Origin of the sequence: Sorangium sp. So ce176 (assembly GCF_051519835.1) — a bacterium.
Classification (GTDB): domain Bacteria; phylum Myxococcota_A; class Polyangia; order Polyangiales; family Polyangiaceae; genus Sorangium; species Sorangium cellulosum_G.
The window spans coordinates 595807-620551 of sequence record NZ_CP150371.1; the positions used below are offsets into that span (position 1 = coordinate 595807).

16 protein-coding genes are annotated in these 24745 nt (G+C 70.5%); 11 read left to right on the forward strand and 5 right to left on the reverse strand.

The features are described 5' to 3' along the window. Positions 1–96: 96 nt before the first annotated feature. From rplK to panB, 10 genes are all read left to right on the forward strand, one after another. Entirely contained in the window at positions 97–540 is a 444-nt protein-coding gene (gene rplK, locus WMF42_RS02280) for a 50S ribosomal protein L11 (protein WP_020732610.1), read from the forward strand. 146 nt (positions 541–686) lie between these two features. Next, positions 687–1397 (forward strand): 50S ribosomal protein L1, encoded by a 711-nt coding sequence (gene rplA, locus WMF42_RS02285; RefSeq protein WP_061611808.1) that lies wholly within the window; start codon positions 687–689, stop codon positions 1395–1397. 3 nt (positions 1398–1400) lie between these two features. Next, positions 1401–1928, forward strand: a complete 528-nt coding sequence (rplJ, locus tag WMF42_RS02290; RefSeq protein WP_061611809.1) for a 50S ribosomal protein L10 — start codon at positions 1401–1403, stop codon at positions 1926–1928. A 98-nt stretch (positions 1929–2026) separates the two neighbouring features. Continuing rightward, positions 2027–2413, forward strand: coding sequence for a 50S ribosomal protein L7/L12 (rplL, locus tag WMF42_RS02295; protein WP_061611810.1), 387 nt, complete (start codon positions 2027–2029; stop codon positions 2411–2413). Between the two features lie 396 nt (positions 2414–2809). Next, complete coding sequence (gene rpoB / locus WMF42_RS02300) at positions 2810–6946, forward strand: DNA-directed RNA polymerase subunit beta (protein WP_437689947.1); 4137 nt, start codon at positions 2810–2812, stop codon at positions 6944–6946. Then, the gene (locus tag WMF42_RS02305) at positions 6946–7095 is read left to right on the forward strand and encodes a hypothetical protein (RefSeq protein ID WP_155798895.1); all 150 of its coding nucleotides are present in this window, start codon (positions 6946–6948) and stop codon (positions 7093–7095) included. The genes rpoB and WMF42_RS02305 overlap by 1 nt, the downstream gene beginning before the upstream one ends. Further along, complete coding sequence (gene rpoC / locus WMF42_RS02310) at positions 7088–11371, forward strand: DNA-directed RNA polymerase subunit beta' (protein WP_061611812.1); 4284 nt, start codon at positions 7088–7090, stop codon at positions 11369–11371. Before WMF42_RS02305 ends, rpoC begins: the two co-directional genes overlap by 8 nt. Before the next feature lie 392 nt (positions 11372–11763). After that, complete coding sequence (locus WMF42_RS02315; RefSeq protein ID WP_437689948.1) at positions 11764–14034, forward strand: HD domain-containing phosphohydrolase; 2271 nt, start codon at positions 11764–11766, stop codon at positions 14032–14034. A 23-nt stretch (positions 14035–14057) separates the two neighbouring features. Further along, entirely contained in the window at positions 14058–14687 is a 630-nt protein-coding gene (locus WMF42_RS02320; protein ID WP_061611814.1) for a GNAT family N-acetyltransferase, read from the forward strand. Positions 14688–14868: 181 nt separating this feature from the next. Next, a complete protein-coding gene (gene panB / locus WMF42_RS02325; RefSeq protein ID WP_061611815.1) occupies positions 14869–15816 on the forward strand; it encodes a 3-methyl-2-oxobutanoate hydroxymethyltransferase in 948 nt (315 codons plus the stop codon). A 94-nt stretch (positions 15817–15910) separates the two neighbouring features. Here panB and WMF42_RS02330 read toward each other — a convergent pair whose 3' ends face one another. Both WMF42_RS02330 and WMF42_RS02335 read right to left on the reverse strand, forming a co-directional pair. Continuing rightward, a complete protein-coding gene (locus WMF42_RS02330) occupies positions 15911–18013 on the reverse strand; it encodes a VWA domain-containing protein (protein ID WP_437689949.1) in 2103 nt (700 codons plus the stop codon). Beyond that, the gene (locus WMF42_RS02335; RefSeq protein ID WP_061606541.1) at positions 18010–18954 is read right to left on the reverse strand and encodes a DUF58 domain-containing protein; all 945 of its coding nucleotides are present in this window, start codon (positions 18952–18954) and stop codon (positions 18010–18012) included. Before WMF42_RS02335 ends, WMF42_RS02330 begins: the two co-directional genes overlap by 4 nt. Positions 18955–19130: 176 nt before the next feature. On the opposite strand from WMF42_RS02335, the gene ftsH reads away from it, so the two are divergent. Then, positions 19131–20990 carry an ATP-dependent zinc metalloprotease FtsH gene (ftsH, locus tag WMF42_RS02340; RefSeq protein ID WP_437689950.1) on the forward strand — a complete coding sequence of 620 codons (1860 nt, stop codon included), beginning with the start codon at positions 19131–19133 and terminating at the stop codon, positions 20988–20990. 3 nt (positions 20991–20993) lie between these two features. Here ftsH and WMF42_RS02345 read toward each other — a convergent pair whose 3' ends face one another. The 3 genes from WMF42_RS02345 to WMF42_RS02355 form a co-directional block, all read right to left on the reverse strand. After that, positions 20994–22121 (reverse strand): choice-of-anchor D domain-containing protein, encoded by a 1128-nt coding sequence (locus tag WMF42_RS02345; protein WP_437689951.1) that lies wholly within the window; start codon positions 22119–22121, stop codon positions 20994–20996. 361 nt (positions 22122–22482) lie between these two features. Beyond that, positions 22483–23724 carry a serine/threonine-protein kinase gene (locus WMF42_RS02350; RefSeq protein ID WP_437689952.1) on the reverse strand — a complete coding sequence of 414 codons (1242 nt, stop codon included), beginning with the start codon at positions 23722–23724 and terminating at the stop codon, positions 22483–22485. After that, positions 23721–24698 (reverse strand): LysM peptidoglycan-binding domain-containing protein, encoded by a 978-nt coding sequence (locus tag WMF42_RS02355; RefSeq protein ID WP_061606544.1) that lies wholly within the window; start codon positions 24696–24698, stop codon positions 23721–23723. The genes WMF42_RS02350 and WMF42_RS02355 overlap by 4 nt, the downstream gene beginning before the upstream one ends. Positions 24699–24745: the final 47 nt, after the last annotated feature.

Here is a 24745-nt window from a genome sequence, read left to right on the forward strand (position 1 = left end):
CCTGCGGGCGAGGACCGCGCGTCCGCGGCACCTCACTGTTTCTCTGAAAAGTAGACCGCCCGTCGGGCGGCGGTTCGATAGGGTGCGAGATTCATCATGGCGAAGAAAGTCACTGGGTACGTGAAGCTGCAGCTTCCGGCGGGCAAGGCCAACCCCTCGCCCCCCGTCGGTCCCGCGCTCGGCCAGCACGGCGTCAACATCATGGCGTTCTGCAAGGACTTCAACTCGCGGACGGCGGCGCAGGGGGACATGATCATCCCCGTCGTGATCACGGTCTTCTCGGACCGCTCGTTCACGTTCATCCTCAAGACGCCGCCGGCCTCGGTGCTCCTCAAGAAGGCGGCGGGGCTCGAGACGAAGAAGAAGCCGGGTGCGGGCTCCAAGGAGCCCAACAAGGTCAAGGTGGGCAAGGTGACGCAGAAGCAGCTGCAGGAGCTTGCCCAGCTCAAGATGCAGGACATGAACACGACGAACCTCGAGTCCGCGATGCGCAGCATGGCGGGCACCGCCCGCTCGATGGGCATCGACATCGTCGACTGAGGTTGGTCACAGCCGTGCCCCGCGATCGGGGCGCGCTCCGCCCGAGCAGCCCTCGATGGAGGGGGCCCCGGCGGGGAAGAACAAGGACTTACCACGGTAGTTTTAGGCGCACCGTGGGAGGCGAGAGCCGTTAAGAAGGAGGGCATATGCCGAAAGTCGCCAAGAAGAAAGTCGCAGCGCGAGCAGCCGTCGACCGCGCTCGAAAGTACACACTGCAGGAGGCGTGCGCGCTCGTGAAGCAAGCCGCACCCGCCAAGTTCGACGAAACCGTGGACCTCGCGGTCCGGCTGGGGGTCAACCCGCGGCACGCGGACCAGATGGTCCGCGGCGCCGTGGTGCTCCCGCACGGCACGGGGCAGTCGCTCCGGGTGTTGGTGTTCGCCAAGGGAGAGAAGGCCAGGGAGGCCGAGGCGGCCGGCGCCGATTTCGTCGGTGAGGCGGATCTCGTGAACAAGGTCCAGGAAGGCTTCATGGACTTTGACCGCGTGATCGCCACGCCCGACATGATGGGTCTGGTTGGCAAGCTCGGCCGTATCCTCGGTCCGCGCGGCCTGATGCCGAACCCGAAGGTCGGGACCGTGACGTTCGACGTGAAGACGGCCATCTCGGAGGCCAAGGCCGGCAAGGTCGAGTACCGCGTCGAGAAGGCGGGCATCGTGCACGCCCGAATCGGCAAGGTCTCCTTCGCGGAGAACGCGCTCCACGTGAACGCGGACGCGCTGATCCAGGCGCTCGTCCGGGCCAAGCCGGCGACGGCGAAGGGCATCTACCTCCGGAGCATCACGATGTCCTCGACGATGGGCCCGGGGGTTCGCATCGACCCGGTCCACTTCGTCGGCAAGGCAGAGGAGGCGTAGCCCATGGAACGGTCCCAGAAGGAAGCGGTTGTCGGCTCAGTCCGGCAGAAGTTCGAGCGGATGTCTTCCGCGGTCTTCCTGGATTTCAAAGGGATGAACGTCGAGGCGGTCACCAAGCTTCGCGATGAGTTCCGGAAGTCCGGCGTGGAATACCGGGTCGTGAAGAACACGCTCGTCCGCCACGCCATCAAGGAGCACCCCTGGGCGAACACGCTCGTGAAGAGCCTGACCGGCATGACCGGCGTGGCCTGGAGCTACGAGGATCCGAGCGCGGCAGCCAAGGTCGTCAAGGCGTTCCGCAAGGACAACCAGAAGCTCCAGATCAAGGCCGGGCTCATCGAGGGTCAGATCCTCTCGGGTGACGCGGTCGAGACGCAGCTCGCGACGATGCCCGGCAAGGATGAGCTTCGTGCCACCCTGCTCGCGACGCTCCAGGCGCCGCTCCAGCAGTTCGTGCAGCAGCTCAACGCGCCTCTCCAGAATTTCGCCTATCTCCTGAAGGCGAAGGAAGACGCGGGCTCGTCGGGCTGAACGGGCGCTTTCGTATCAATTGGGCCTTGCGCCCGTCTGGTTTTGGTTTACATGGCCCCCTCCCCGGGGCGCGCAGAAGAGTTTGAAGGAGTCTTGCAATGGCTGAGATCACGCGCGAGCAGGTCGTCGATTACCTCTCCAACCTCCCTGTCATCCAGATCGCCGAGCTCATCAAGGACCTCGAGAACAAGTGGGGCGTCAAGGCTGCCCCCGCGGCCGTCGCCGTCGCGGCTGGCCCCGGCCCCGCGGCCCCGGCCGAGAAGGCCCCGGAGCAGACCGAGTTCGACGTCATCCTCGCAAACGCGGGCAGCAACAAGATCGGCGTCATCAAGGCGATCCGTGAGATCACCGGTCTGGGCCTGAAGGAGGCGAAGGACCTGGTCGAGGCCGCGCCGAAGACCGTCAAGGAGCAGGTTTCCAAGGCGGATGCGGAGGAGATGAAGAAGAAGCTCGTCGAGGCAGGTGCTACCGTCGAGCTCAAGTAACGATCACCGCTCCCTGCAAGGGAAATCGGGATCCGCCGGAGGACGGCGGCAGGGGCGGTCGTCCCTGCCGCACGTCCCGCTTTTGTTTGAAGAAGGGGACCGCGCGTGCGGACCCTCTGTCGAGGACCACGGGTACGGGCCCTCGACCGCTGCTGAAGAAGAGGACCGCAGGTACGGGTCCTCGGTCAACTCTGAAGAGGACCGCGGGTGCGGGTCCTCGACCAATGCCGGAGCTCAATGGGTCGCCACGCGGTCCGCTCTGCCCCCACAGCCAAGATGTTCTGGGTCCTCACACCCTGGGGACGCTCGCTCGCCATTGGTGCGTAGCTTCGTGTTCGTTGCTCGGTTCGAGCCGTGCGCCCGCCCCGCACGTCTCGTGTGAGCCGGAGGAAATCGATGCCGTCGGTCGTCCAATCCAACTTCCGCGTCCGTAAGAACCTGGGTCGCGTTCGTCGCATCATCGACGTCCCCAACCTGATCGACATCCAGAAGTCGAGCTACGACAAATTCCTCCAGATGAGCGTTCCGCCGAACGAGCGGGAGGAGGTCGGGCTGCAGGCGGTGTTCCGCTCGGTCTTCCCGATCAAAGACTTCAACGGCACGAGCGAGCTCGTCTTCGTCTCGTACAACCTCGAGCCGCCGAAGTACGACGTCGATGAGTGTCGCCAGCGCGGTATGACCTACTCGGCGCCGATCAAGGTCACGAACCAGCTCATGATCTACGACACCCGCGACGGCGGGGAGCGGATCGTGCGCGACATCAAGGAGCAGGAGGTCTACTTCGGCGAGCTGCCGCTGATGACCGAGACGGGCACGTTCATCATCAACGGCACCGAGCGCGTCGTCGTCAGCCAGCTCCACCGAAGCCCAGGCGTCTTCTTCGATCACGACAAGGGCAAGACGCACTCGAGCGGCAAGCTGCTCTATTCCGCGCGCGTCATCCCCTACCGCGGCTCGTGGCTCGACTTCGAGTTCGACCCGAAGGACATCATCTACGTTCGCATCGACCGCCGGCGGAAGATGCACGCGACCGTGCTGCTGCGCGCGCTCGGCTACTCGACGCAGGACCTGCTGAACTACTTCTACTCGACGGAGACCGTGTTCCTCGAGAAGGGCGGCAAGTACGCGAAGAGCATCGAGTATGACCTCCTCGCAGGCCAGCGGACGACGCGCGACATCAAGATCGGCAACGACGTCATCGTCAAAAAGAACACCAAGTTCACGCGCGCTGCCATCCGGAAGATGAAGGAGGCGAAGCTCGAGCGGCTCAGCCTCGAGCCGGAGGAGCTCGTCGGGAAGGTGGCGGCGCACGACATCGTCGACCCGGAGACGGGCGAGGTCGTGGTCGAGGTGAACGAGGAGCTCACCGAGGCGAAGCTGGAGCGGCTGCGCGAGGCGAACATCGAGCAGTTCCGCATCCTCTTCATCGACGGCCTGAACGTGGGCTCGTACCTCCGCGACACGCTGCTCACCGACAAGGTGAAGACGATGGAGGACTCGATCCTGGAGATCTACCGGCGCCTGCGGCCGGGCGATCCGCCCACGCTCGAGACCGCCAAGACGCTGTTCCACAACCTGTTCTTCAACGCCGAGCGCTACGACCTGTCGAAGGTCGGCCGGCTGAAGCTGAACTACAAGTTCTACCGGGACGTCCCCGAGGAGGAGCGGCCGGGGCTCGATCTCACCGTGCTCACCCCGCAGGACATCCTCGAGACGGTACGGCACCTCATCGAGCTCAAGAACGGCCGCGGCTCGGTCGACGACATCGACCACCTCGGCAACCGCCGCGTGCGCGCGGTCGGTGAGCTGATGGAGAACCAGTACCGCATCGGCCTCGTCCGTATGGAGCGCGCGATCAAGGAGCGCATGAGCATGTCGCAGGAGATCGACACGCTCATGCCGCACGATCTGATCAACGCGAAGCCGGTCAGCGCCGTGGTCAAGGAGTACTTCGGGAGCTCTCAGCTCTCGCAGTTCATGGACCAGACCAACCCGCTCTCGGAGGTCACCCACAAGCGCCGCCTGTCGGCGCTCGGGCCGGGCGGCCTCACCCGCGAGCGCGCCGGCTTCGAGGTGCGCGACGTCCACGCGACGCACTACGGCCGCATCTGCCCGATCGAGACGCCGGAAGGCCCGAACATCGGCCTCATCGCCTCGCTGTCGACGTTCGCCCGCGTGAACGAGTTCGGCTTCGTCGAGACGCCGTACCGCAAGGTCGAGAACGGTCGCGTGACGGAGGACGTGATCTGGCTCTCCGCGCTCGAGGAGGAGGGCAAGTACATCGCGCAGGCGACCGTGAACCTCGATGAGGGCGGGCGCTTCAAGGAGTCCCTCGTCTCGGCCCGTTACAACGGCGAGTTCAAGATCGTCACCCCCGAGATGGTCGAGCTGATGGACGTCGCGCCGAACCAGATGGTGTCGGTCGCCGCCGCGCTCGTGCCCTTCCTCGAGCACGACGACGCGAACCGCGCGCTCATGGGCGCCAACATGCAGCGCCAGGCCGTGCCGCTGGTCCAGTCGCATGCCCCGCTCGTGGGCACCGGCATGGAGGAGCGGCTCGCCCGCGACTCCGGCGTCTGCGTCATCGCGCGGCGCCCCGGCGTGGTCGAGAGCGTGGACGCGACGCGCATCGTCGTCCGGGCCGAAGGCGAGGGCGCCGAGGTGCCCGATATTTACCACCTCATGAAGTTCCAGCGCTCGAACCAGTCGACCTGCTACACGCAGAAGCCGGTCGTCAGGACGGGCGAGGTGGTGAAGAAGGGCGACGTGCTCGCCGACGGGCCGTCGACGGACATGGGCGAGCTCGCGCTCGGCCAGAACGTGCTCGTCGCGTTCATGCCGTGGCAGGGCTACAACTTCGAGGACTCGATCCTGGTCTCCGAGCGCATCGCCAAGGACGACGTGTTCACCTCGATCCACATCGAGGAGTTCGAGTGCGTCGCCCGCGACACGAAGCTCGGCAAGGAAGAGATCACCCGCGACATCCCGAACGTCGGCGAGGAGGCGCTCAAGGACCTCGACGACTCCGGCATCGTGCGCATCGGGGCCGAGGTCCGTCCGGGCGACATCCTGGTCGGCAAGATCACCCCGAAGGGTGAGACCCAGCTCTCGCCCGAGGAGAAGCTGCTCAGGGCGATCTTCGGCGAGAAGGCCGGCGACGTCCGCGACAGCTCGCTGAAGGTGCCGCCCGGCGTCGGCGGGATCGTCATCAATGCCCGGGTGTTCTCGCGCAAGGGGACCGAGAAGGACGACCGCGCGCGGGACATCGAGGATCAGGAGCGGGCCCGGATCGAGCGGACGCGCGACGAGGAGATCAAGATCCTCCGTGACTCGTTCTTCCGCCGCATCCGCGAGATCCTCCTCGGCAGGGAGACGACGGGCAAGCTCGTCGACGACAAGGGCAAGGTGCTCTTCCAGAAGGGCGCCATCATCGATGAGGCGTCGCTCGTCGACATCCCGCGCAAGTACTGGGGCGAGATCCCGGTCGACGACGCGGAGCGGGTGCAGCAGATCCTGCGCGACCTCGAGGAGCTCGTCCGCACGCGCGAGGAGCACTTCCGCGACAAGATCGATCGCCTCTCCAAGGGCGACGAGCTGCCGCCTGGCGTCATCAAGATGGTGAAGGTCTATATCGCCATCAAGCGCAAGCTCCAGGTCGGCGACAAGATGGCGGGCCGCCACGGCAACAAGGGTGTCATCAGCCGGATCCTCCCCGAGGAGGACATGCCGTATCTGCAGGACGGCAGGCCGGTCGACCTCGTGCTCAACCCGCTCGGCGTGCCGAGCCGCATGAACGTCGGTCAGATCCTCGAGATTCACCTCGGGTGGGGCGCCTTCGAGCTCGGTAACCAGCTCCAGCGCATGCTGGAGCAGCAGCGGGCGACGGCCGAGATCAAGGAGCACCTGAAGGCCATCTACGCGGGCGACGAGTCGATGGACGGCTTCTTCGACAACCTCGATGACGGCGACGTCAAGCGCTTCATCAAGACGGTCGACGAGGGTGTCTTCATGGGATCGCCGGTGTTCGACGGCGCGCACGAGTCCGACATCAAGGGCGCGCTCGATCTCGCCGGGCTCCCCACCTCGGGGCAGGCGATCCTCTTCGACGGCCGCACGGGCGACGCGTTCGATCAGAACGTCACGGTGGGCATCATGTACATGCTGAAGCTCCACCACCTCGTCGACGACAAGATCCACGCCCGCTCGATCGGGCCCTACTCGCTGGTCACGCAGCAGCCCCTCGGCGGCAAGGCGCAGTTCGGCGGGCAGCGTCTCGGCGAGATGGAGGTGTGGGCGATGGAGGCCTATGGCGCGGCCTACGCGCTGCAGGAGTTCCTCACCGTGAAGAGCGACGACGTGATGGGCCGCACCCGGATGTACGAGGCCATCGTGAAGGGGGATTACACCCTGGAGGCGGGGCTGCCGGAGAGCTTCAACGTGCTCATCAAGGAGCTCCAGTCGCTGTGCCTGAACGTGGAGCTGGTCGAGTCGACCGGGGGCGTGGAGGCCTCGGCCGCGGAGGAAGAGGAGTGATGCAGTTCGTCACGTCACGAGCGCCGCGCGCCTGGTCGGTGATGGCGGTTGCGGCGCGCCGCGCGGGCGGCGCGCCCCCGAAGGCTGACACAGTGGGCGCGGACAGGTTCATCGGTTTCGTTTCCGTCTCCGGAGGTCTCCATGCGTGACATCTTCAGCTTCTTTGAGAAGCCCAAAGACCCGCTGTCGTTCAGCGCCATCCGCATCTCGCTCGCGAGCCCGGAGAAGATCCGCGAGTGGTCGCACGGCGAGGTGAAGAAGCCGGAGACCATCAATTACCGGACGTTCAAGCCGGAGCGAGATGGCCTGTTCTGCGCCAAGATCTTCGGGCCGGTGAAGGACTACGAGTGCAATTGCGGCAAGTACAAGCGCATGAAGCACCGTGGCATCGTGTGCGAGAAGTGCGGCGTCGAGGTCATCCAGTCGAAGGTCCGCCGCGAGCGGCTCGGGCACATCTCGCTGGCCACGCCGGTCGCCCACATCTGGTTCCTGAAGAGCCTGCCGTCGCGCATCGGCAACATGCTCGACATCACGCTCAAGGACCTGGAGAAGGTGCTCTATTGCGAGGCCTACATCGTCATCGATCCGAAGGAGACCGGCCTCATGCGGGGCGATCTCCTGAGCGAGGAGCGCTATCTGCAGCTCCTCGACGAGTACGGTGACGACAAGTTCAGCGCCGGGATGGGCGGCGAGGCGGTCCTCGAGATGCTCAAGCAGGTCGACGTCCACGGCCTGGCGGAGCTGCTCAGGACCGAGATGCGCGCCGCCACCAGCGAGGCGAAGCGGAAGAAGCTCGCCAAGCGGCTGAAGGTCGTCGAGGCCTTCCGCGAGAGCGGCAATCGGCCGGAGTGGATGATGCTGACCGTGATCCCGGTGCTGCCGCCGGATCTGCGCCCGCTCGTCCCCCTGGACGGCGGCCGCTTCGCGACCAGCGACCTGAACGACCTGTACCGGCGCGTCATCAACCGCAACAACCGCCTGAAGCGGCTCCTCGAGCTGAACGCGCCGGAGATCATCATCCGGAACGAGCGGCGGATGCTGCAGGAGGCGGTCGACGCGCTGTTCGACAACGGCCGCCGCGGCAAGACGATCACCGGCCCGAACAAGCGCCCCCTCAAGTCGCTCTCGGACATGCTGAAGGGCAAGCAGGGCCGGTTCCGCCAGAACCTGCTCGGCAAGCGCGTCGACTACTCGGGCCGCTCGGTCATCGTCGTGGGCCCGACGCTGCGCCTGCACCAGTGCGGACTGCCCAAGAAGATGGCGCTCGAGCTCTTCAAGCCGTTCATCTACAACAAGCTGGAAGAGCGCGGCTACGTCAACACCATCAAGAGCGCGAAGAAGATGGTGGAGAAGGAGCGCCCGGAGGTCTGGGACATCCTCGAGGAGGTCATCAGCGAGCACCCGGTGCTCCTGAACCGCGCCCCGACGCTCCACCGCCTCGGCATCCAGGCGTTCGAGCCGGTCCTCATCGAGGGCAAGGCGATCCAGCTCCACCCGCTTGTCTGCGCGGCGTTCAACGCCGACTTCGACGGCGACCAGATGGCGGTCCACGTGCCGCTGTCGGTCGAGGCGCAGATGGAGGCGCGCGTGCTCATGATGAGCACGAACAACATCCTCTCGCCCGCGAGCGGCAAGCCGATCATCAACCCGACGCAGGACATCGTGCTCGGGCTCTACTACGCGACCCGCGAGCGGAAGTTCGAGCGGGGGTCCTACCGCGCCGACACCCTCTCCTTCGGCGAGGATGGCGTGGCGCAGGGCTACCTGCGGGGCATCTACGCCTCCCCCGAGGAGGTGCGGATGGCCTACGACAACGGCGAGGTCGCGTTGCACGCCGGCATCCGCGTCCGCGTCCCGATCATCGACGACGACGGCAACCCGCAGCTCGACGAGTTCGGCCACGTGAAGCGCCGGATCGTCGAGACCACGGTGGGCCGCGTCATCATCTCCGAGGTCCTCCCGAAGGGGGTCGCGTTCGAGTACGCGAACAAGACCCTCGACAAGAAGGCGCTCTCGGCGCTCATCGACGTCTGCTACCGCATCCACCGCAACAAGGAGACCGTCCTCCTCGCGGACCGGCTCCGCACGCTCGGCTTCGACCACGCGATGCGGGCGGGCATCTCGATCTGCATGGATCACATGGTGATCCCCGCGGCCAAGAAGGTCCTTCTGGGCGAGGCGCAGAAGGAGGTCGAGCGCGTCGTCGAGCAGTACCAGGAGGGGCTCATCACGGACGGCGAGCGGTACAACAAGATCGTCGATATCTGGGCGAGCATCGCCGACCAGGTCACGACGGAGATGATGGGCGGCATCGGCAAGGAGACGATCGTCGATCACGAGACGGGCAAGTCCTCGATCGAGCCGAGCTTCAACCCCATCTACATCATGGCCGACTCCGGCGCGCGCGGCTCCACGCAGCAGATCCGGCAGCTCGCCGCGATGCGCGGCCTGATGGCCAAACCGTCCGGCGAGATCATCGAGACGCCGATCACCGCGAACTTCCGCGAGGGTCTCAGCGTGCTCCAGTACTTCATCTCGACGCACGGCGCCCGCAAGGGCCTCGCCGACACGGCGCTCAAGACGGCGAACTCGGGTTACCTCACCCGGCGGCTCGTCGACGTGGCGCAGGACGCGGTCATCTCCGAGTTCGACTGCGGCACGCTCGACGGCATCCGCGTGGCGAAGCTCGAGGAGGCCGGCGAGGTCATCCAGCCGCTCGGCGACCGCATCCTCGGCCGCGTCGCGCTGGAGGACGTCGTCGACCCGCTCACCGGCGAGGTGCTCATCACGGCGAACACCGAGCTCGACGAGCAGTCGGTGCGGTCCATCGAGGACGCCGGCATCGAGGAGGTCGTCATCCGCTCGGTGCTCACGTGCCAGCTCCGCCGCGGGGTCTGCGCGCTGTGCTACGGGCGCGACCTCGCGCGCGGCTACCGGGTCAACATCGGCGAGGCGGTCGGCATCATCGCCGCCCAGTCGATCGGCGAGCCCGGCACGCAGCTCACGATGCGCACCTTCCACATCGGCGGCACCGCGGCGCGCGGCAAGATCGAGGCGAGCTACCTCGAGGCCCGCACCGAGGGCACCGTCCGCCTGCGTCGCGCTGTCGTCCAGAAGAAGAAGGACGGCACCATGGTGGTCATGAACCGCCACGGCGAGATCGTGGTCGTCGATGAGACGGGCCGCGAGCGCGAGCACAACCGCCTCGTCTACGGCGCCATCCTCAAGAAGGCCGACGGCGATCGCACCAAGCCCGGCGAGCTCCTCGCCGAGTGGGACCAGTTCGCGACGCCGATCCTCACCGAGGTCTCCGGCGTGGTGAAGTTCGGCGACCTCATCGAGGGCGTCAGCGTGCAGGATCGCCTCGACGAGGTGACGGGCCTCTCCCGGAAGGTCGTCATCGAGTCGAAGGCGGCCGACGTCCGCCCGCGCATCTCCCTGAAGGACCCCGAGTCGGGCAGGACGCTGAAGCTCCCGAACAGCGAGCTCGAGGCGCGCTACCTGCTGCCTGTCGGCGCGCACATCGTCGCCCAAGAGGGGGATCTCATCGAGGCCGGCGAGGTCATCGCGAAGATCCCGCGCGACACGACGAAGGTGCAGGACATCACCGGCGGTCTGCCCCGCGTCGCCGAGCTGTTCGAGGCCCGAAAGCCCAAGGATCACGCGATCATCAGCGAGATCGACGGCGAGGTCACGTTCGGCAAGGACACGAAGGGCAAGCGGAAGGTCATCATCACGCCGTACTCGCCGGACGGGCACGCGCTCGGCGATCAGGCGCGCGAGTACCTGATCCCCAAGGGCAAGCACATCCAGGTGCAGCCGGGTGACCGGGTGCGCGCGGGTGACCCCCTCCAGGACGGCCCGCCGAACCCGCACGACATCCTCCGGGTGAAGGGCGAGAAGGAGCTGTCGGCCTGGCTCGTGAACGAGATCCAGCAGGTCTACCGGCTCCAGGGCGTCGGGATCAACGACAAGCACATCGAGGTCATCGTCCGGCAGATGCTCCGGCGGGTCCGCGTGCGCGAGGTCGGCGACACCAACTTCCTGGTCGACGAGCAGGTGGAGAAGCACATCTTCGAGAAGGAGAACGAGACCGTCCTCGAGCGCGGCGGCAAGCCCGCCATCGCCGAGGCGCTCCTCCTCGGCATCACCAAGGCCAGCCTGTCGACCGAGTCGTTCATCAGCGCCTCGTCGTTCCAGGAGACGACCAAGGTGCTCACCGAGGCCGCGATCAACGGCAAGACGGACGATCTCCGCGGTCTCAAGGAGAACGTCATCATGGGCCGCCTGATCCCGGCCGGGACGGGGCTGCCTGCCTACAAGCGCCTCCAGGTCGTGGTCGAGGGCGAGCCGGTGGTCCAGGCCCCGTACGTCGCCCCGCGGCCGCGTCCCGAGGAGACGCTCACCGCCGTGAACGAGGAGTAGCAGCCGCGCGGCGCGCCAGGGGCGCCTTCGCCCCTGAGCGCGCCCGCCTCCTGCGAGGCGCCCTTGCGCCGGTCAGGACACCGCTTTCCCCTCCAGGACCCGGGGCCTTCCGCTCTGGTGAACCGCGCCGGACGTGGCGCGCACGCCCACCCGGGGTCAGTCTTCACCTCACGTAGCAGCGCGTCGGTCGAGCGGGGGCACGGGATTCAACCGGCGTTCGCCGGGATGTTCACGGGGCTCGCGCGGCGCCCCCAGCTCTGCTCTCATTCATGGAGCGCACCCCATGGCTGCATACGCCGCGAGCGGCAGGCCAGCTCTCCCCGCGTGCTCCCATCCGCGAGGGTTCTCCGGCGCGCGCCCACCCCCAATTTTTGAGTAGAATCAGGGTTTCGATGGCTTCCGTTCACGGATTGAACCAGCGGATTGCCGATCGCCTCGTCCTCGAGGGGCGCATCACCCCGGACGATCATCGTCGCGCCGTGGAGTACGCGATGCGTACGCGCGGCCGCATCGAGGACGCCATCATCGAGCTCGATATCGTCAACGAGGCCGAGCTCCTGAAGTTCATCGCGACCGTCCACAACACCCGCTTCGTCTCGACCGAGAAGCTCTCGAAGGCGATCATCGAGCCGCGCGTGCTCGCCAAGGTCTCGGCGATCACCGCGACGCTGCACGGCGTCTTCCCGGTCCTGCTCGACGAGCGGAACACGACGCTCTCGGTCGCGACAGCGGACCCCGACAACGACGTCGCGCTGCACGAGATCCGTCTGGCCGCAGGCGTGCGGGACGTACGCGCCATCGTCGCCCGCCCGGCCGCCGTGCGCGCGGCCATCGCGTACCACTACCGGGGCGACTCGACCGCGTTCAACTCGCTGCTCCGGCCGGTGAGCTCGTTCGACGAGGTCCTCTACAACAACGCCAACAACAACCCCTTCGAGCGCACGTCGACGGCCCACGATCGCGCTTCGATGACGCATGAGCGCGCGCCGGTGATGCACGATCGGGCCTCATTGACCCACGTGCCCGCGGCGCATTCGCAGACGATGCACGGGCAGACGATGCACGGGCAGACGATGCACGGGCAGACGATGCACGGGCAGCCCGCGCACGTGACGCCGCCGCATGCCCAGCCGATGCACACGCAGACGATGCACGGACTGCCGACGCACGCGACGCCGGCGCTCGCGCCGGTGCCCGTGCCGCTCGTCACGGCGCCGCCGGCTCCGGCCGTCATGCGGGCGCCCTCGGCGCCGCCCCGGGGGACGACGGCTGGCCCTCCGCCGACGCCGGTGCCGCCGTCGCCCCCCGCCCAGCTGCAGCAGGTCGCCCCGGTGTCCGCGCCGATCCCGCCGCCGCCGCACCCGACCACGAGCCACGCGTACGTCGAGACGCTCAACGTCCTCGTCAGCCTGCTCGAGAACAACCGGCAGGACCTGCGGGGCCACTCCTCCACTGTCGCGCGCATCGTCCGGAAGCTCTGCGAGCGCATCGGCCTGCCGCCGACCACGGTCGCGAGCTACGTGGCCTCGGCCTACCTGCACGACCTCGGCAAGAACGGCCCGTACCACCTCACCGCGCTCAACGTCGCCGAGTACGAGGGGCACCGGCTCGCCGCGACGAAGAGCGTCGACCTCCCGGCGCACCTCATGGAATCGGTGGGGCTGCCGCAGGACGTCGTCTCGGCGATCAACCTGATGTACGAGCGCTACGACGGCAGCGGCTTCCCCGACGGCCTGTCCAGCAAGGAGATCCCGCTCGGGGCGCGCATCCTCGCGGTCGCGGACACCTACGCGGACCTGACGCAGAACCCGCGCAACCCCTACCGCAAGGCGCTCCGCCCGCCCGAGGCTTGCGACGTGCTCGCCCAGTACCGCGGCACCATCTTCGATCCGAACATCGTCGACCTCTTCCGCCAGGTCATGACCGGCGACGACATGCGCGCGAAGCTCCTGTCCGATCGGCACCAGGCGCTCATCGTCGACCCGGATCCCGAGGAGACGACGGTGCTCGAGCTGCGGCTCCTGGAGCAGGGGTTCGAGGTCTCGATCGCGCGCAACGTGGCGCAGGCGCGGCGCGAGCTCGAGACGAAGGACATCGAGGTGGTCGTCAGCGAGATCGATCTCGAGGAGCCCGACGCCGGCCTCGCGCTCCGGGCCGACGCGCTGAAGCTCGGCTTCGGCCGCGACAAGACGTGGGTCATCCTCACCGCGAAGACCGACCGGCAGACCGCCCAGCGCGCCTTCGATCTCGGCGTCGACGACTTCGTCTCGAAGCCCGCGTCGACCGACGTCATGGCCGCCAAGCTCCGCCAGCTCATCGAGCGGCGCTCCTCGACAGCCGTCCCCCGTGGCGTGTCCGGCTCGCTCGCCGAGATGGGCCTGCCGGACATGATCCAGATCCTCTGGCATGGCCGGAAGACGTGCGCGCTCAAGATCCAGGCGAACTCGATGGCCGGCGAGATCCACTTCGCCGACGGGCAGGTCGTCCACGCGCTCTGGGCCGGCGCGCAGGGCGAGGACGCGTTCTACCGGATGCTCACGCTCCGCGAGGGGGACTTCCGCCTCGACCCGAGCTTCTCGCCCAGCACCCGCAGCATCACCGCCTCGCCCGAGGCGCTGCTCCTCGAAGGGATGCGCCGCCTCGACGAAGGCACCCTGTCGTAGACGCGCCGCGCCTGGAGGCCGGGTTGAAAGACTCCGTCTGCATCGAGACCGCGCGGCTGCGCCTCTCCATCCCGCCCGCCGAGCTCGCCGGCCGCTACCTCGCCTACTTCGAGCGCAACCGCGACCACCTGGCCCGGTGGGATCCGCCGCGCCCCGAGGGCTTCTACACCGAGGCGTTCTGGCGCGAGCGGCTCCTCCGCGATCGCGACGACCTCGCCGCCGACCGGGCGCTCCGGCTCGCGCTCCAGTGGCGAGGCGCCCCCGAGGGCGAGGTGATCGGGGTCTGCAACTTCAACCAGTTCGTCCGCGGCGCCTTCCAGGCCGCGACCCTCGGCTACTCGCTCGACCAGCGCGCCGTGGGCTCGGGGGTCATGTCCGAGGCGCTCCAGGCGGCGATCGCGTACATGTTCGACAGGCTCGGCTTTCACCGGGTGATGGCGAACTACCTGCCGCACAACGAGCGCAGCGGCCGGCTGCTCCGGCGCCTCGGCTTCGTCGTCGAGGGGTTCGCCCGCGATTACCTCTACATCGACGGCGCCTGGCGCGACCACGTCCTGACCGCGCTGACGAACCCCCGCGCCGCGCCGCCGGGCGCCTCGCGAGCGCCGGCGGCGGCGCCCCCGTCGGGGAGCGCCGGCCAGCGCCACGGATGACCTGGCTACGCGGCGGCGGGGCGCCCGTCACGGCGCGCAAGCACAGGAGATCGCTGACGATTGCGGCCGGTTGACGGCGGCGCTCGCGGCGGCCCGCGCGCCGCGTCTTGCCGGTGAGCGGGCGCCGCTCTAGCCTCTCTGGAGGCGTGGACCGCAGGTGCGGCCGCGACCCGGAGGCACAATGTACGGTCCGCAAGGCAATGGTGGCGGCGGCGCGCGCAGACCGGCGCAGCGCTCGGCGAAGGTCACTGTCCCCGAGATCCGCTCCCGCAAAGGGATCTCGCCGATCGCGATGGTGACGGCCTACGACTTCACGATGGCGCGGCTGCTCGACGAGGGCGGCGCCGATCTGCTGCTCGTCGGCGACTCGCTCGGGATGGTCGTGCAAGGGCACACGACCACGCTCCCCGTGACGGTCGAGGAGATCTGCTATCACGGGCGCGCTGTGGCGCGCGGCGCGCGGCGCGCTCACGTCGTGGGCGACATGCCGTTCATGAGCTTCCAGCTCTCCCCTGTGCACGCGCTCGAGAACGCCGGGCGGATGATGAAGGAGGGCAGCTTCGAGAGCATCAAGCTCGAGGGGGGCGCGGAGATCGCCGAGCACGTGCGCCGGATCGTCGCCGCGGGCATCCCGGTGATGGGCCACCTCGGGCTCACGCCGCAGTCCGTGCACGCGATGGGCGGCTTCAAGGTGCAGGGCAAGGGCGACGAGGCGGCCGAGCGCCTCATCGCCGACGCGCGCATCCTCGACGAGGCGGGCGTCTACGCGATCGTCCTCGAGGCGATCCCGCCGGACCTCGCGCAGGAGGTGACGGCGGCGGTCTCCGTCCCGACGATCGGCATCGGCGCCGGGGCCGGGTGCGACGGGCAGGTCCTCGTCTGTTACGATCTGCTCGGGATGTTCCGCGAGCTGACCCCGAAGTTCGCGAAGCGCTTCGCCGAGGTCGGCGACCAGATCGTGGAGGCGACGCGCGCCTACGTGGACGAGGTGCAGTCGCGCACGTTCCCGGCCGCGGAGCACAGCTTCAAGCCGAACGGGCCGCGCCGGGCCCCCGCCGTCGCCGCCGCGCCCGCGAAGCCGGAGTTCCCGCCGGCGGACGAGATCCCCGCGCACTGGCAGACGCACTGAGAGGCCCCGGCCGACTTCGGCCGGCCCAGGCGTGCGCCGGCTCCAGCCGGCGAGGACATCGGCCGGCTTCGGCCGGCGAGGACATCGGCTGGCTTCAGCCGGCCCGGGCCTCCGCGGGCTCCCGCCGCGCGCCGAGGGCGCGCAGCAGGAGCTCGGCCGCGAGCAGCACCAGCAGCAGCAACGCCACGTAGGGCGACGCGTCGATCGACGCGGACATGCCGCCCAGCTCCGCGGCGCGGGCGCCCGCGGCGACGCGGCGTGGGCGCAGGTCGATCTCGCGCTCCGGGACCGAGACGACGCGCGTCGAGCGCTCGCCGTCCAGGGTGAGCTCGTAGAGCCCGGCGAGCGGGGGCGACACGCGCAGCCGCCGCTCGACCTCCGCGACGGGGAGCGGCGCGCGCCCCGCGGAGCCCTCGCTGCTGTCGACCCGCACGCGCTCGACCTTCACGTCGCGGTAGCCGTCGAACGTCCACATCTCGCCCGCCGCGAGGCGGCGCGCTCCGCCCCGCGCGCGCGCGGCGCCCACGAACCCGTCGAGCAGCGACAGGAACGCCGGCCGCAGGGAGACGTCGCTCTCCTCCGTGCTGAGCGGCAGCGTCATGAACAGCACGACGCCGCGCCCGAGCGGGCGGCGCACCAGGAACGGGGCGCCGTCCTTCCACCGGGCGAGCACCTCGGCGCCCTCGGAGGCCTCCGGGCCGAGCGTGGTCCGGCCGCGCGGGGCGATGTCGGCGAGGCCGGCCGCGGACGGGCCGATCCAGCCCGCCGTGGCGGGATCCACGCCGGGCACCGGGGACGGCGACCAGCGGACGACCCCGGGCACCAGCGGCTCGAACCCGGCCCCGAGCGGCGCCGCGGCCGCCCGCTGGCCGAGCGTCAGGAGCGCGACGCCGCCGCGCTCGACCCACGCGGCGAGCGAGCGGCGCACCTCCGGCGTGAACCCGGGCGCGTCGTCGACGATGAGCCCCGCGTGCGCGGCCAGCTCGTCCGCGTGCTCCGGGACGGAGGGCAGGGGCCTGATCTGCGCGTCGAGGTCGAGCGCGGAGAGCGCTTGCTCGAGCGGCGGAGGGCCGCCCGTCTCGACGTGCGTGGTGGCGGGGTCGACGACGACAGCGATCGAGAGCGGGCCGCCGGCGGGGATGATCGGCGCGCGATCGTCCTCGGCGATCGCGTCGCTGCCGGTGAGCGCGGCGATCAGGATCTCGGGCGTCCCGGAGGGCAGGTCGATCGAGATCTCCTCGGCGCGCAGCGCCGGAGGGAGCGCGACCTTGCCGAGCACGGCGTCGCCGGCGCGCACCTCGAGCGAGCGCCCCGCGGCCGCGGAGGCGCCCGCGGCGGGCAGCGCCGCCGCGCCGCCGTCGCGCTCCGCGGCAGCGGGGTCGGGCCCGGGCGCGGCGGCCGACGCGGCGGTGCAGACGACGCGGACGCGCGCCTTCTGGCTGGATCGATCGGCGCGCACGATCCCGCAGTCCTCTCCGCCCGCCTCGAGCTCCTCGAGCGGCACCCACGTGGCGATGTCGGGCGTGCCCGAGATGGGCGGGGCGCCGGGCGCGCCGTCGGCGAGATCGCTGAGGAGCACGATCCGCTTGTCGCTCTGGGGTAGCCCCCGGAGCAGATCGCGGGCGAGATCCAGGGCGCCGTCGAGGTCGGTGGCGCGGTCCGACGGCGTCACCGCGGCGAGCGCCTCGGTGACGGCGGCCAGGTTGGTCGTCGACGCGAGGGCGACGCGGGCCGGCGCGCCCGCGAGGACGATCGCCGCGGCGTCGCCCGGCGCGAGCCCGCCGGCGAGCTCGCGCGCGGCCGTCAGCGCGCGCTCGAACCGCGAGGGCGCGTCGCTCCGCCGCGCGTCGCCCGCGGCATCGCCGCCGCGGGACCGCGCCCGCATGCTCAGCGAGTCGTCGACGACGATCGCGAGGGCGACGGACGCGCCGGCCCTGCGGCTGAGCGACAGGTGCGAGCAGCGCAGGAGCGGCGTCGCGCCGAGCACCGCGAGCGCGAGCACCGCGAGGGCCCGGGTGGCGAAGAGGGCGCGGTCCTCGAGGAGGCTCCGGCGCCGCGCCGTCGGCGGCGTGGCCGGGACCAGGCGCGCCGGCGGGAACGGCCGCTCCTCGGCGCGGCGGCGGCGCAGGAGGTGCGCGGCGATCGGCGCGCCGACGAGCAGCGCGACAAGCAGCGCGCCGAGCGTGACGAAGCTCATCGGCGCGCCTCGGCGATCGCCCGCACGAGGGCGCGGACGACATCGGTCGGGGGCTCGGCGGTCGTCGCGCGGAGCAGGCGGCCGCCGCGCGAGGCGAGCGCGCGCGACCAGGCGTCGGTGAGCTCGGCGAGGCGCGCCTGGTACTGCGCGCGGACCGCGCCCGCGTCGGCCTCGACAACGGCGCCGCCCTCCAGGGCGCGGAGGCGCACGTTGCCCTCGAAGTCGAGCTCCGCCTCGCTGGGATCGAGGACCTGGAGGGCGATCAGCGTGCGGCCGCCCGTGCTGAGCGGCGTGAACGCGGAGAGCGCGCCCGCCGCGCCGGATTCATCAGCAAGATCCAGGAGATCCGAGATGAGCAGCACCACGGCGCCGCGGCGCGCCTTCTTCGCGACGGGCGCGAGCGCGCGCTCGATGGCGCTCGCGTCGCCGCTCCAGTCCTGGGCGGCGGACGTGGCCTCCAGGGCGCCGACGATCCGCTCGAACGCCTCGCGCCCCGCCATGGCGGGCAGGCCGTGGGTGCCGGCCCCGCCCAGCCAGGCGAGCCCCACCGGATCGCCGGTGGCGAGCGCGACGCGGGCCATGGCCGCGGCGATGAGCGCCGCGTAGGCGAGCTTGGCGCCGGGCGCGCGCCGGCCGCGGTACGACATCGAGGCGGTCGCGTCGACGCACAGCCAGAGGGCGCGATCGGTCTCGGTCTCGAACTCGCGCACCATGAGGCGGTCGTGGCGGAGCAGCGCGCGGCGATCGAAGAAGCGGAGATCGTCGCCGGGCACGTAGGGCCGCTGCCCGCCGAACTCGACGCCCGCGCCCTTGCGGATGCTCCGGTGCATCCCGGCGTAGACGCCCTCGGCGACGGCCCGCGATGTGAGGCGGAGCGGGGCGAGCCCGCCCCAGTCGATGGGAAATGCGGCGAGCGAGGCGCGGTCGGGAGAGGGCGGCACAGGGGCGCTTCTTTAGCCTGGATCCCCGGGGCGATCACCTCGCCGTGCGGGCGCGGCCGGGCCGCGCTCGGCCGCGCCTGGGCTCCCTCGTCCGCGCGGCTTTACCGCTGGCTTTCCCGTTCCTCCGGGGCCGAGGGCTTGCCGCGGTGACGCCCACCACACATCAGCTCCAGGGAATGGCTGACGAGAGGAGACCGGCGTCGCGCGCGTGGCTCGGGTACCTGCTGATCGCCGGCGCGATCCTGGTCTTTTCCGGGATCCTCAGGCCGCTGGGGCGGCCGCTCGTGCCCTACGACGAGGCGGTCGCCGAGGTGCGGCGCGGGGAGGTCGCCTCGGCGGTGGTGAAGCCCGACGAGATCGAGCTGATCCGCCGGGGGGAGGCGCAGCGGCCCGGGGAGCGCGTCCGCGTGACGCGGCTGCCCGGCGTCGAGGACGAGCCGCTCGTGAGGGCGCTGCTCGACCAGGGGGTCCGCATCGAGGCGAAGAGCGCCCCGTCCTCGGCGTGGATGCAGGTGGCGATCTGGCTCGTGCCGCTCGTCCTCATCAACGCGGCGTTCTTCATGATGCTGCGCCGGTCGGGGCAGGGGGCCGGCGGGCCGCTCGGGTTCCTGCGCAGCAAGGCGAAGGTCTACGACCGGTCGAAGCAGGAGCCGGTGCGCTTCTCGGACGTGGCGGGGGTCGACGAGGCCAAGGACGAGCTCGTCGAGGTCGTCGACTTCCTCCGGGAGCCGTCGCGGTACCGGTCGCTCGGCGGGCGGATCCCGCGCGGCCTCCTGCTCATCGGGCCGCCCGGCACGGGCAAGACCCTGCTCGCGCGCGCGGTGGCGGGCGAGGCGAACGTGCCGTTCTTCTCGCTCAACGCGAGCGAGTTCGTCGAGATGTTCGTGGGGCTCGGGGCCGCGCGGGTGCGCGAGCTCTTCGAGGAGGCGCGCAAGAGCGCGCCCAGCATCGTGTTCATCGACGAGATCGACGCCGTGGGCAGGACGCGGGGCGGCCTCAGCGCGATCTCGACCCACGACGAGCGGGAGCAGACGCTCCACCAGCTCCTCGCCGAGCTCGACGGCTTCGACGCGCGCACCACCGTGATCCTGATGGCCGCCACCAACCGGCCCGAGGTGCTCGATCCTGCCCTGCTGCGGCCCGGGCGCTTCGACCGACAGGTCATCGTGGACCGGCCCGACCTGCGGGGGCGCGAGGCGATCCTCGCCGTGCACGCGCGCCGGGTGCCGCTCGCGAACGACGTCGACCTCGGGCTCGTGGCGCGGCGCACGCCGGGCATGGTGGGGGCCGACCTGGCCAAGATCGTCAACGAGGCGGCGCTCGCCGGGGCGCGGCGCGGCGCCAAGGAGATCGGGCAGGCCGACTTCGACGAGGCGCTCGATCGCTCGCAGCTCGGGCTCCGGCGCCGCGGGCAGATCATGACCGCGGAGGAGCGGCGGCGCGTGGCCTACCACGAGGCCGGGCACGCGCTCGTCGCGCTCGCGCTGCCGGCCGCCGATCCGGTGGAGCGGGTGTCGATCGTGGCGCGGACGATCGGCGCGCTCGGCGTCACGATCCAGGTGCCCCGCGACGAGCGCCAGCTCGCCACGGAGCAGGAGATCGAGTCGCGCGTCACGGTGATGCTCGGCGGCAGGGCGGCGGAGGAGGTCGCGCTGGGCCAGGTGTCGAGCGGCGCGCACGACGACCTCGGGCGCGCCACGGCGCTCGTCCGCGAGATGGTGACCCGCCTCGGGATGAGCCGGCGCCTCGGGCTGCCCGCGCTGTCGCGCAACGTCGGCGCGCCGATGCTCGGCGTGATCCAGGAAGAGCGCACCTGCAGCGAGGAGACCGCGCGCGAGGTGGACGAGGAGGTGAGGGAGCGGCTCGGCGAGATGTACCTGAAGGCCAAGCAGCTCCTCGTCGACCGCCGCGAGGGCCTCGAGGCGGCCGCCGAGGCGCTCGTGCTCAAGGAGACGCTGCGCGGCGAGGAGCTGGAGCGGATCGCGGCGGTGTCGACGCGACGGAAGATCTCCGTGGGGTCGCCGAGCGCCGCCTGAGGCTCAGGCCACGCGGCGCCGGCGCCGGAGGCCGCCCGCGAGCGCGGCGAGCGACAGCCCGGCGGCCCAGGCGTCGCCGCCCTGCGCGCCGGCGGCCGCGCGGCAAGCGCAGCCGCCGTCCTGCGCGGCGGGCTCGCCGCTGTCCGGCGGATCTTCCGGCCTGTCGACCCCGACGCCCCTCACGAAGATCGCCTGCTCCGGCGCGTCCGGATCGTTCGACGCGAGGAGGACGGTCGCGGTGAACTCGCCGGCGGCCTTCGGGGCGAAGCGGATCGCGAGGTCGATCGCCGCCTCGCCGTCGATCTCGAGCGCGGCGTCCGCGAGCTCGAAGCTCTCCGCGTCGCCTGTCGTCACGGCGACGTCGAGCAGCGCCTCCCCCGCGTTGGACAGCGTGACGAGCTCCGCGTTGACCTGCCCCACCTCCACCGCGCCGAAATCGATCTCCTGCTTGTCCAGCGCGAGATCCGGGAGCGGCACGTGGACGCGCTCGCTCTCGAAGAGCCAGGCCTGCTCGGTGAGCGGGAAGGCGAGCGGGATGTCGACGATCGGGATCGACCACTCGCGGCCCAGCAGGCTGATGCCGAACGCGGGGATGAGGTGGAGCGTGCCCTCGTAGCGCACCGAGCCCTCCGGGCGCACGTTGAGCTCGACCGACGGACCGCCCAGGTACTCCGTCGAGGACGCGCTCCGCTCCGGGGTGATGTCGCCCCCGCTCACCGTCGCCTGATCGAGCGTCTCGACGGCCACGCGGTGTGTTGCGTAACGCGCGGTGACATCCATGGCGACGTCGAGCTCGAACCTGCCGTCGACGCCGGGGATCGATCCGATGATGTCGGCGAGGGAGACGGACGCGAGCCGCTGCACGTCCGTCGAGCTCGCCAGCGTGATGCCCGGATCCCAGCCCCAGGCGTCGAACTCGCCGCGGGTGTGCACCTGGAAGTCGACCTGCGGGACGTAAGGGATATCGCCCGTCCAGTCGAAGTCCTGGCCCAGGACGGAGATGCTGACGCGTCCCTGGGCGCTGACGTCGAGCCCGTAATCGCAGGCAAACACCCCTCCGCCCGCGTCGCCGGGGGCGGTGAGCGAGAGCGCCTCTGGCCACGACGCCTCGAGCGCGCCGCTCAGGGACACCTCGGTATTCGCATAGACCGCGGCCCGTAAGCTCAGCTGCAGCGGTGAGCTCGGCGGAATCCAGCCCGTCTCGAAGTCGAGATCGAGCGGGATGGCGGCTCTGCGCTGGAAGGCGACAGGGCCCCGCTCGCAGAACAGCGGGTCTTCGGGGCACGGCGCGGCGAGCGAGTCGTAGGCCGAGGCCGCGGCGGGGGCGAGGAGGGTGAGCGCCGCGGCGGTGCCGCGGAGAGCGCGCGCTCGACGGCGCCGAGCAGAGGAGAAGGCAGCGAGGACAGCGTCGCCGAACAGCAGGGAGCGCATGATCGCGATTATCGCGACCCGGGCGCTCCACGTCATCACCGCATTCCAGGTCGGAGCGCGGTCAACGCGACCCGATCAGCGTGCCGACAGCGATTCCGGCGACCGCGCAGAGAATGGCCACCAGGGTCCAGAGAATGCGCTCGCGCGACGAGCTGCCCGCGCTCGCCGCGCTGTCGCCGGACGCCTCGTTGGACACCGCAGCGCTGGCCTCGGGCAGCGCCCGGACCACCGCGCTCTCCCGGGACGGGGCGCGGAGCGCGACGTCCGGAGTGGAAACGTCGTTCTGGGCGGCGGCGTGATCCAGGCCGGTTTGCTCGAGCTCCAGCTCGGTGATCGAGTCCGCGTCGTGGAGGCTGGCGAGGCTGGCGCGGGAATGGCCGATGAAGCGCCGCTCGCGGCAGGCGCGCAGGGCGTCGGCGAAGGCGGGGGCGCTCGGGTGCCGCTCCGCCGGGTCCTTGGCCAGGGCCCTCAGGATGACGGCCTCCAGGCCGGCCGAGATGAGCGCGCCGTGCTCGCTGGAGCGCGGCGGCAGCGGCTGCTCGGCGATCTGCGCCGTCATGGCGGCGATCGGCGTCCGCTTGCTGAACGGCGCGGCGCCGACGACCATCTCGTACAGGATGCAGCCGAGCGCGTAGACGTCGCAGCGCGGGTCGACGTCGTCTCCGCGCACCTGCTCCGGCGCCATGTACTCGGGGGTGCCGAAGATCATGTCCTGCTCGGTGAGCCCGGGCGCCATCTGATCGCCGTGCACCACCTTCGCGAGCCCGAAATCGACAACGCGGACGCGGCCCGCGAGCGGCGACGGCGCGGCGCCGTCGTACCCGTCCGGCGGCGCGGCCGGGCGGTCGATGAGCACGTTGGCCGGCTTGAGGTCGCGGTGGACCACGCCCGCCGCGTGCGCGGTCTCCAGCGCGGCGCAGATCTGCACGGCGATCTCGATCGCGAGGTCGACAGCGATCGGCGCGCGCTCCAGCAAGAGCTCCTCGAGGGAGCTGCCGTCGATGTGCTCCAGCGCGATCGCGAGGAGCCCGTCCTCCTCGACGAAGTCGAGCATCCGGACGATGTGAGGCCCCTCGACCCGCCTCAGGATGGCGGCCTCGCGGTGATAGCGCCGGAAGATCTGGGGCGTGCCAGAGAGGTGCTTGTGGATCACCTTGAGCGCGACGCGCCGGCCGTCCTCGTCGCGGGCGGCGCGGTACACGACGCCGGACGCGCCCTCGCCGATGACCGACTCCACCGTGTACCGCGAGGCGATGCGGTGCCCGGCGGGCAGGCGTTCGGGCGCGGGCTCCGGGGAGATCACCGGGCGATCCCCGCGTCCGCGGGGGGAGGCGCGGGGTCCGGGGGCGGGGGCCCGAGGTGCAGCTCCGTCGACGAGGTGCACGCGCTCACGATCTTCGGGCTCAGCTCGATGGGGTCGAGCCGCGCTGTCGGATCGGACTCGCGCCACGCGGCGCAGGCGGTCTCGGCGAGCCCGGTCGCGTCGAGCGCGACGTACGCCTCGAGCAGGTGCCGGTGCACCGTGGCGATCTGCACCCGGGCGAGGTCGCCGTAGCCGAGCAGGCGGTTCGCCCGCGCCACCGCGTCGATGTAGCGGCCGCTCCGCACGTCGCCGGCGAGCTGCGGCAGCTCGGCGTCGACGCGGCGCTGGGCCTCGCGCGCGCGGCCGGCGCCCTCGGAGCGCACCAGGGCGCCGGCGCTCGCGGCCTCGGCCTTGCCCTGCGTCGTGAGCGGCAGGTCGGTGAGCGGCACGAGGATCACCATGCCGCGGTGGAGCGTGTCCTTCTTGAGGTGGTTGTACTTGTGGAGCATCCACGCCTTGTCCCGCTTGCCGAGGAAGCGGTAGGCGATGGTGAGCAGGTTGTCGGTCTGGCCGACGACGTACCGCAGGTTGTACGGCACGATGATCTCCATCCCGTCGGTCGGCTCGATCCAGGGCATTGTGTCGTTCGAGAGCGCGAGGACGTCGCTCCTGTCGGCGGCGCCGAGCAGCCGCTCCGCGAGGTTCGCCCAGGTCTCGCCCGCGGTGACGCGGTGGTGGCCGAGCGCGGGCACCTCCAGCCGGAGGCCGGGGATGATCGGGACGCCGGCGCCCGCGTCGAGCGCGTTGGCGGCGACGAGCACCTGCTCCATCTGCACGCGCCCGTAGGTGCGCTCCGCGATCTGCGCGAGGGTCTCCCCCTCGCGGACCACGTGCGGGAACGCCGCCGCCGCGCTGCCTGCCAGCGTGATCGCGGCCAGCGCGCCCGCGGAAAACCAGGTTCGCCCAGAGCTCACGGGGGCGAGGGTACCAGGGGTTCGCGGCGCTGTGCGATGGGCTCGCG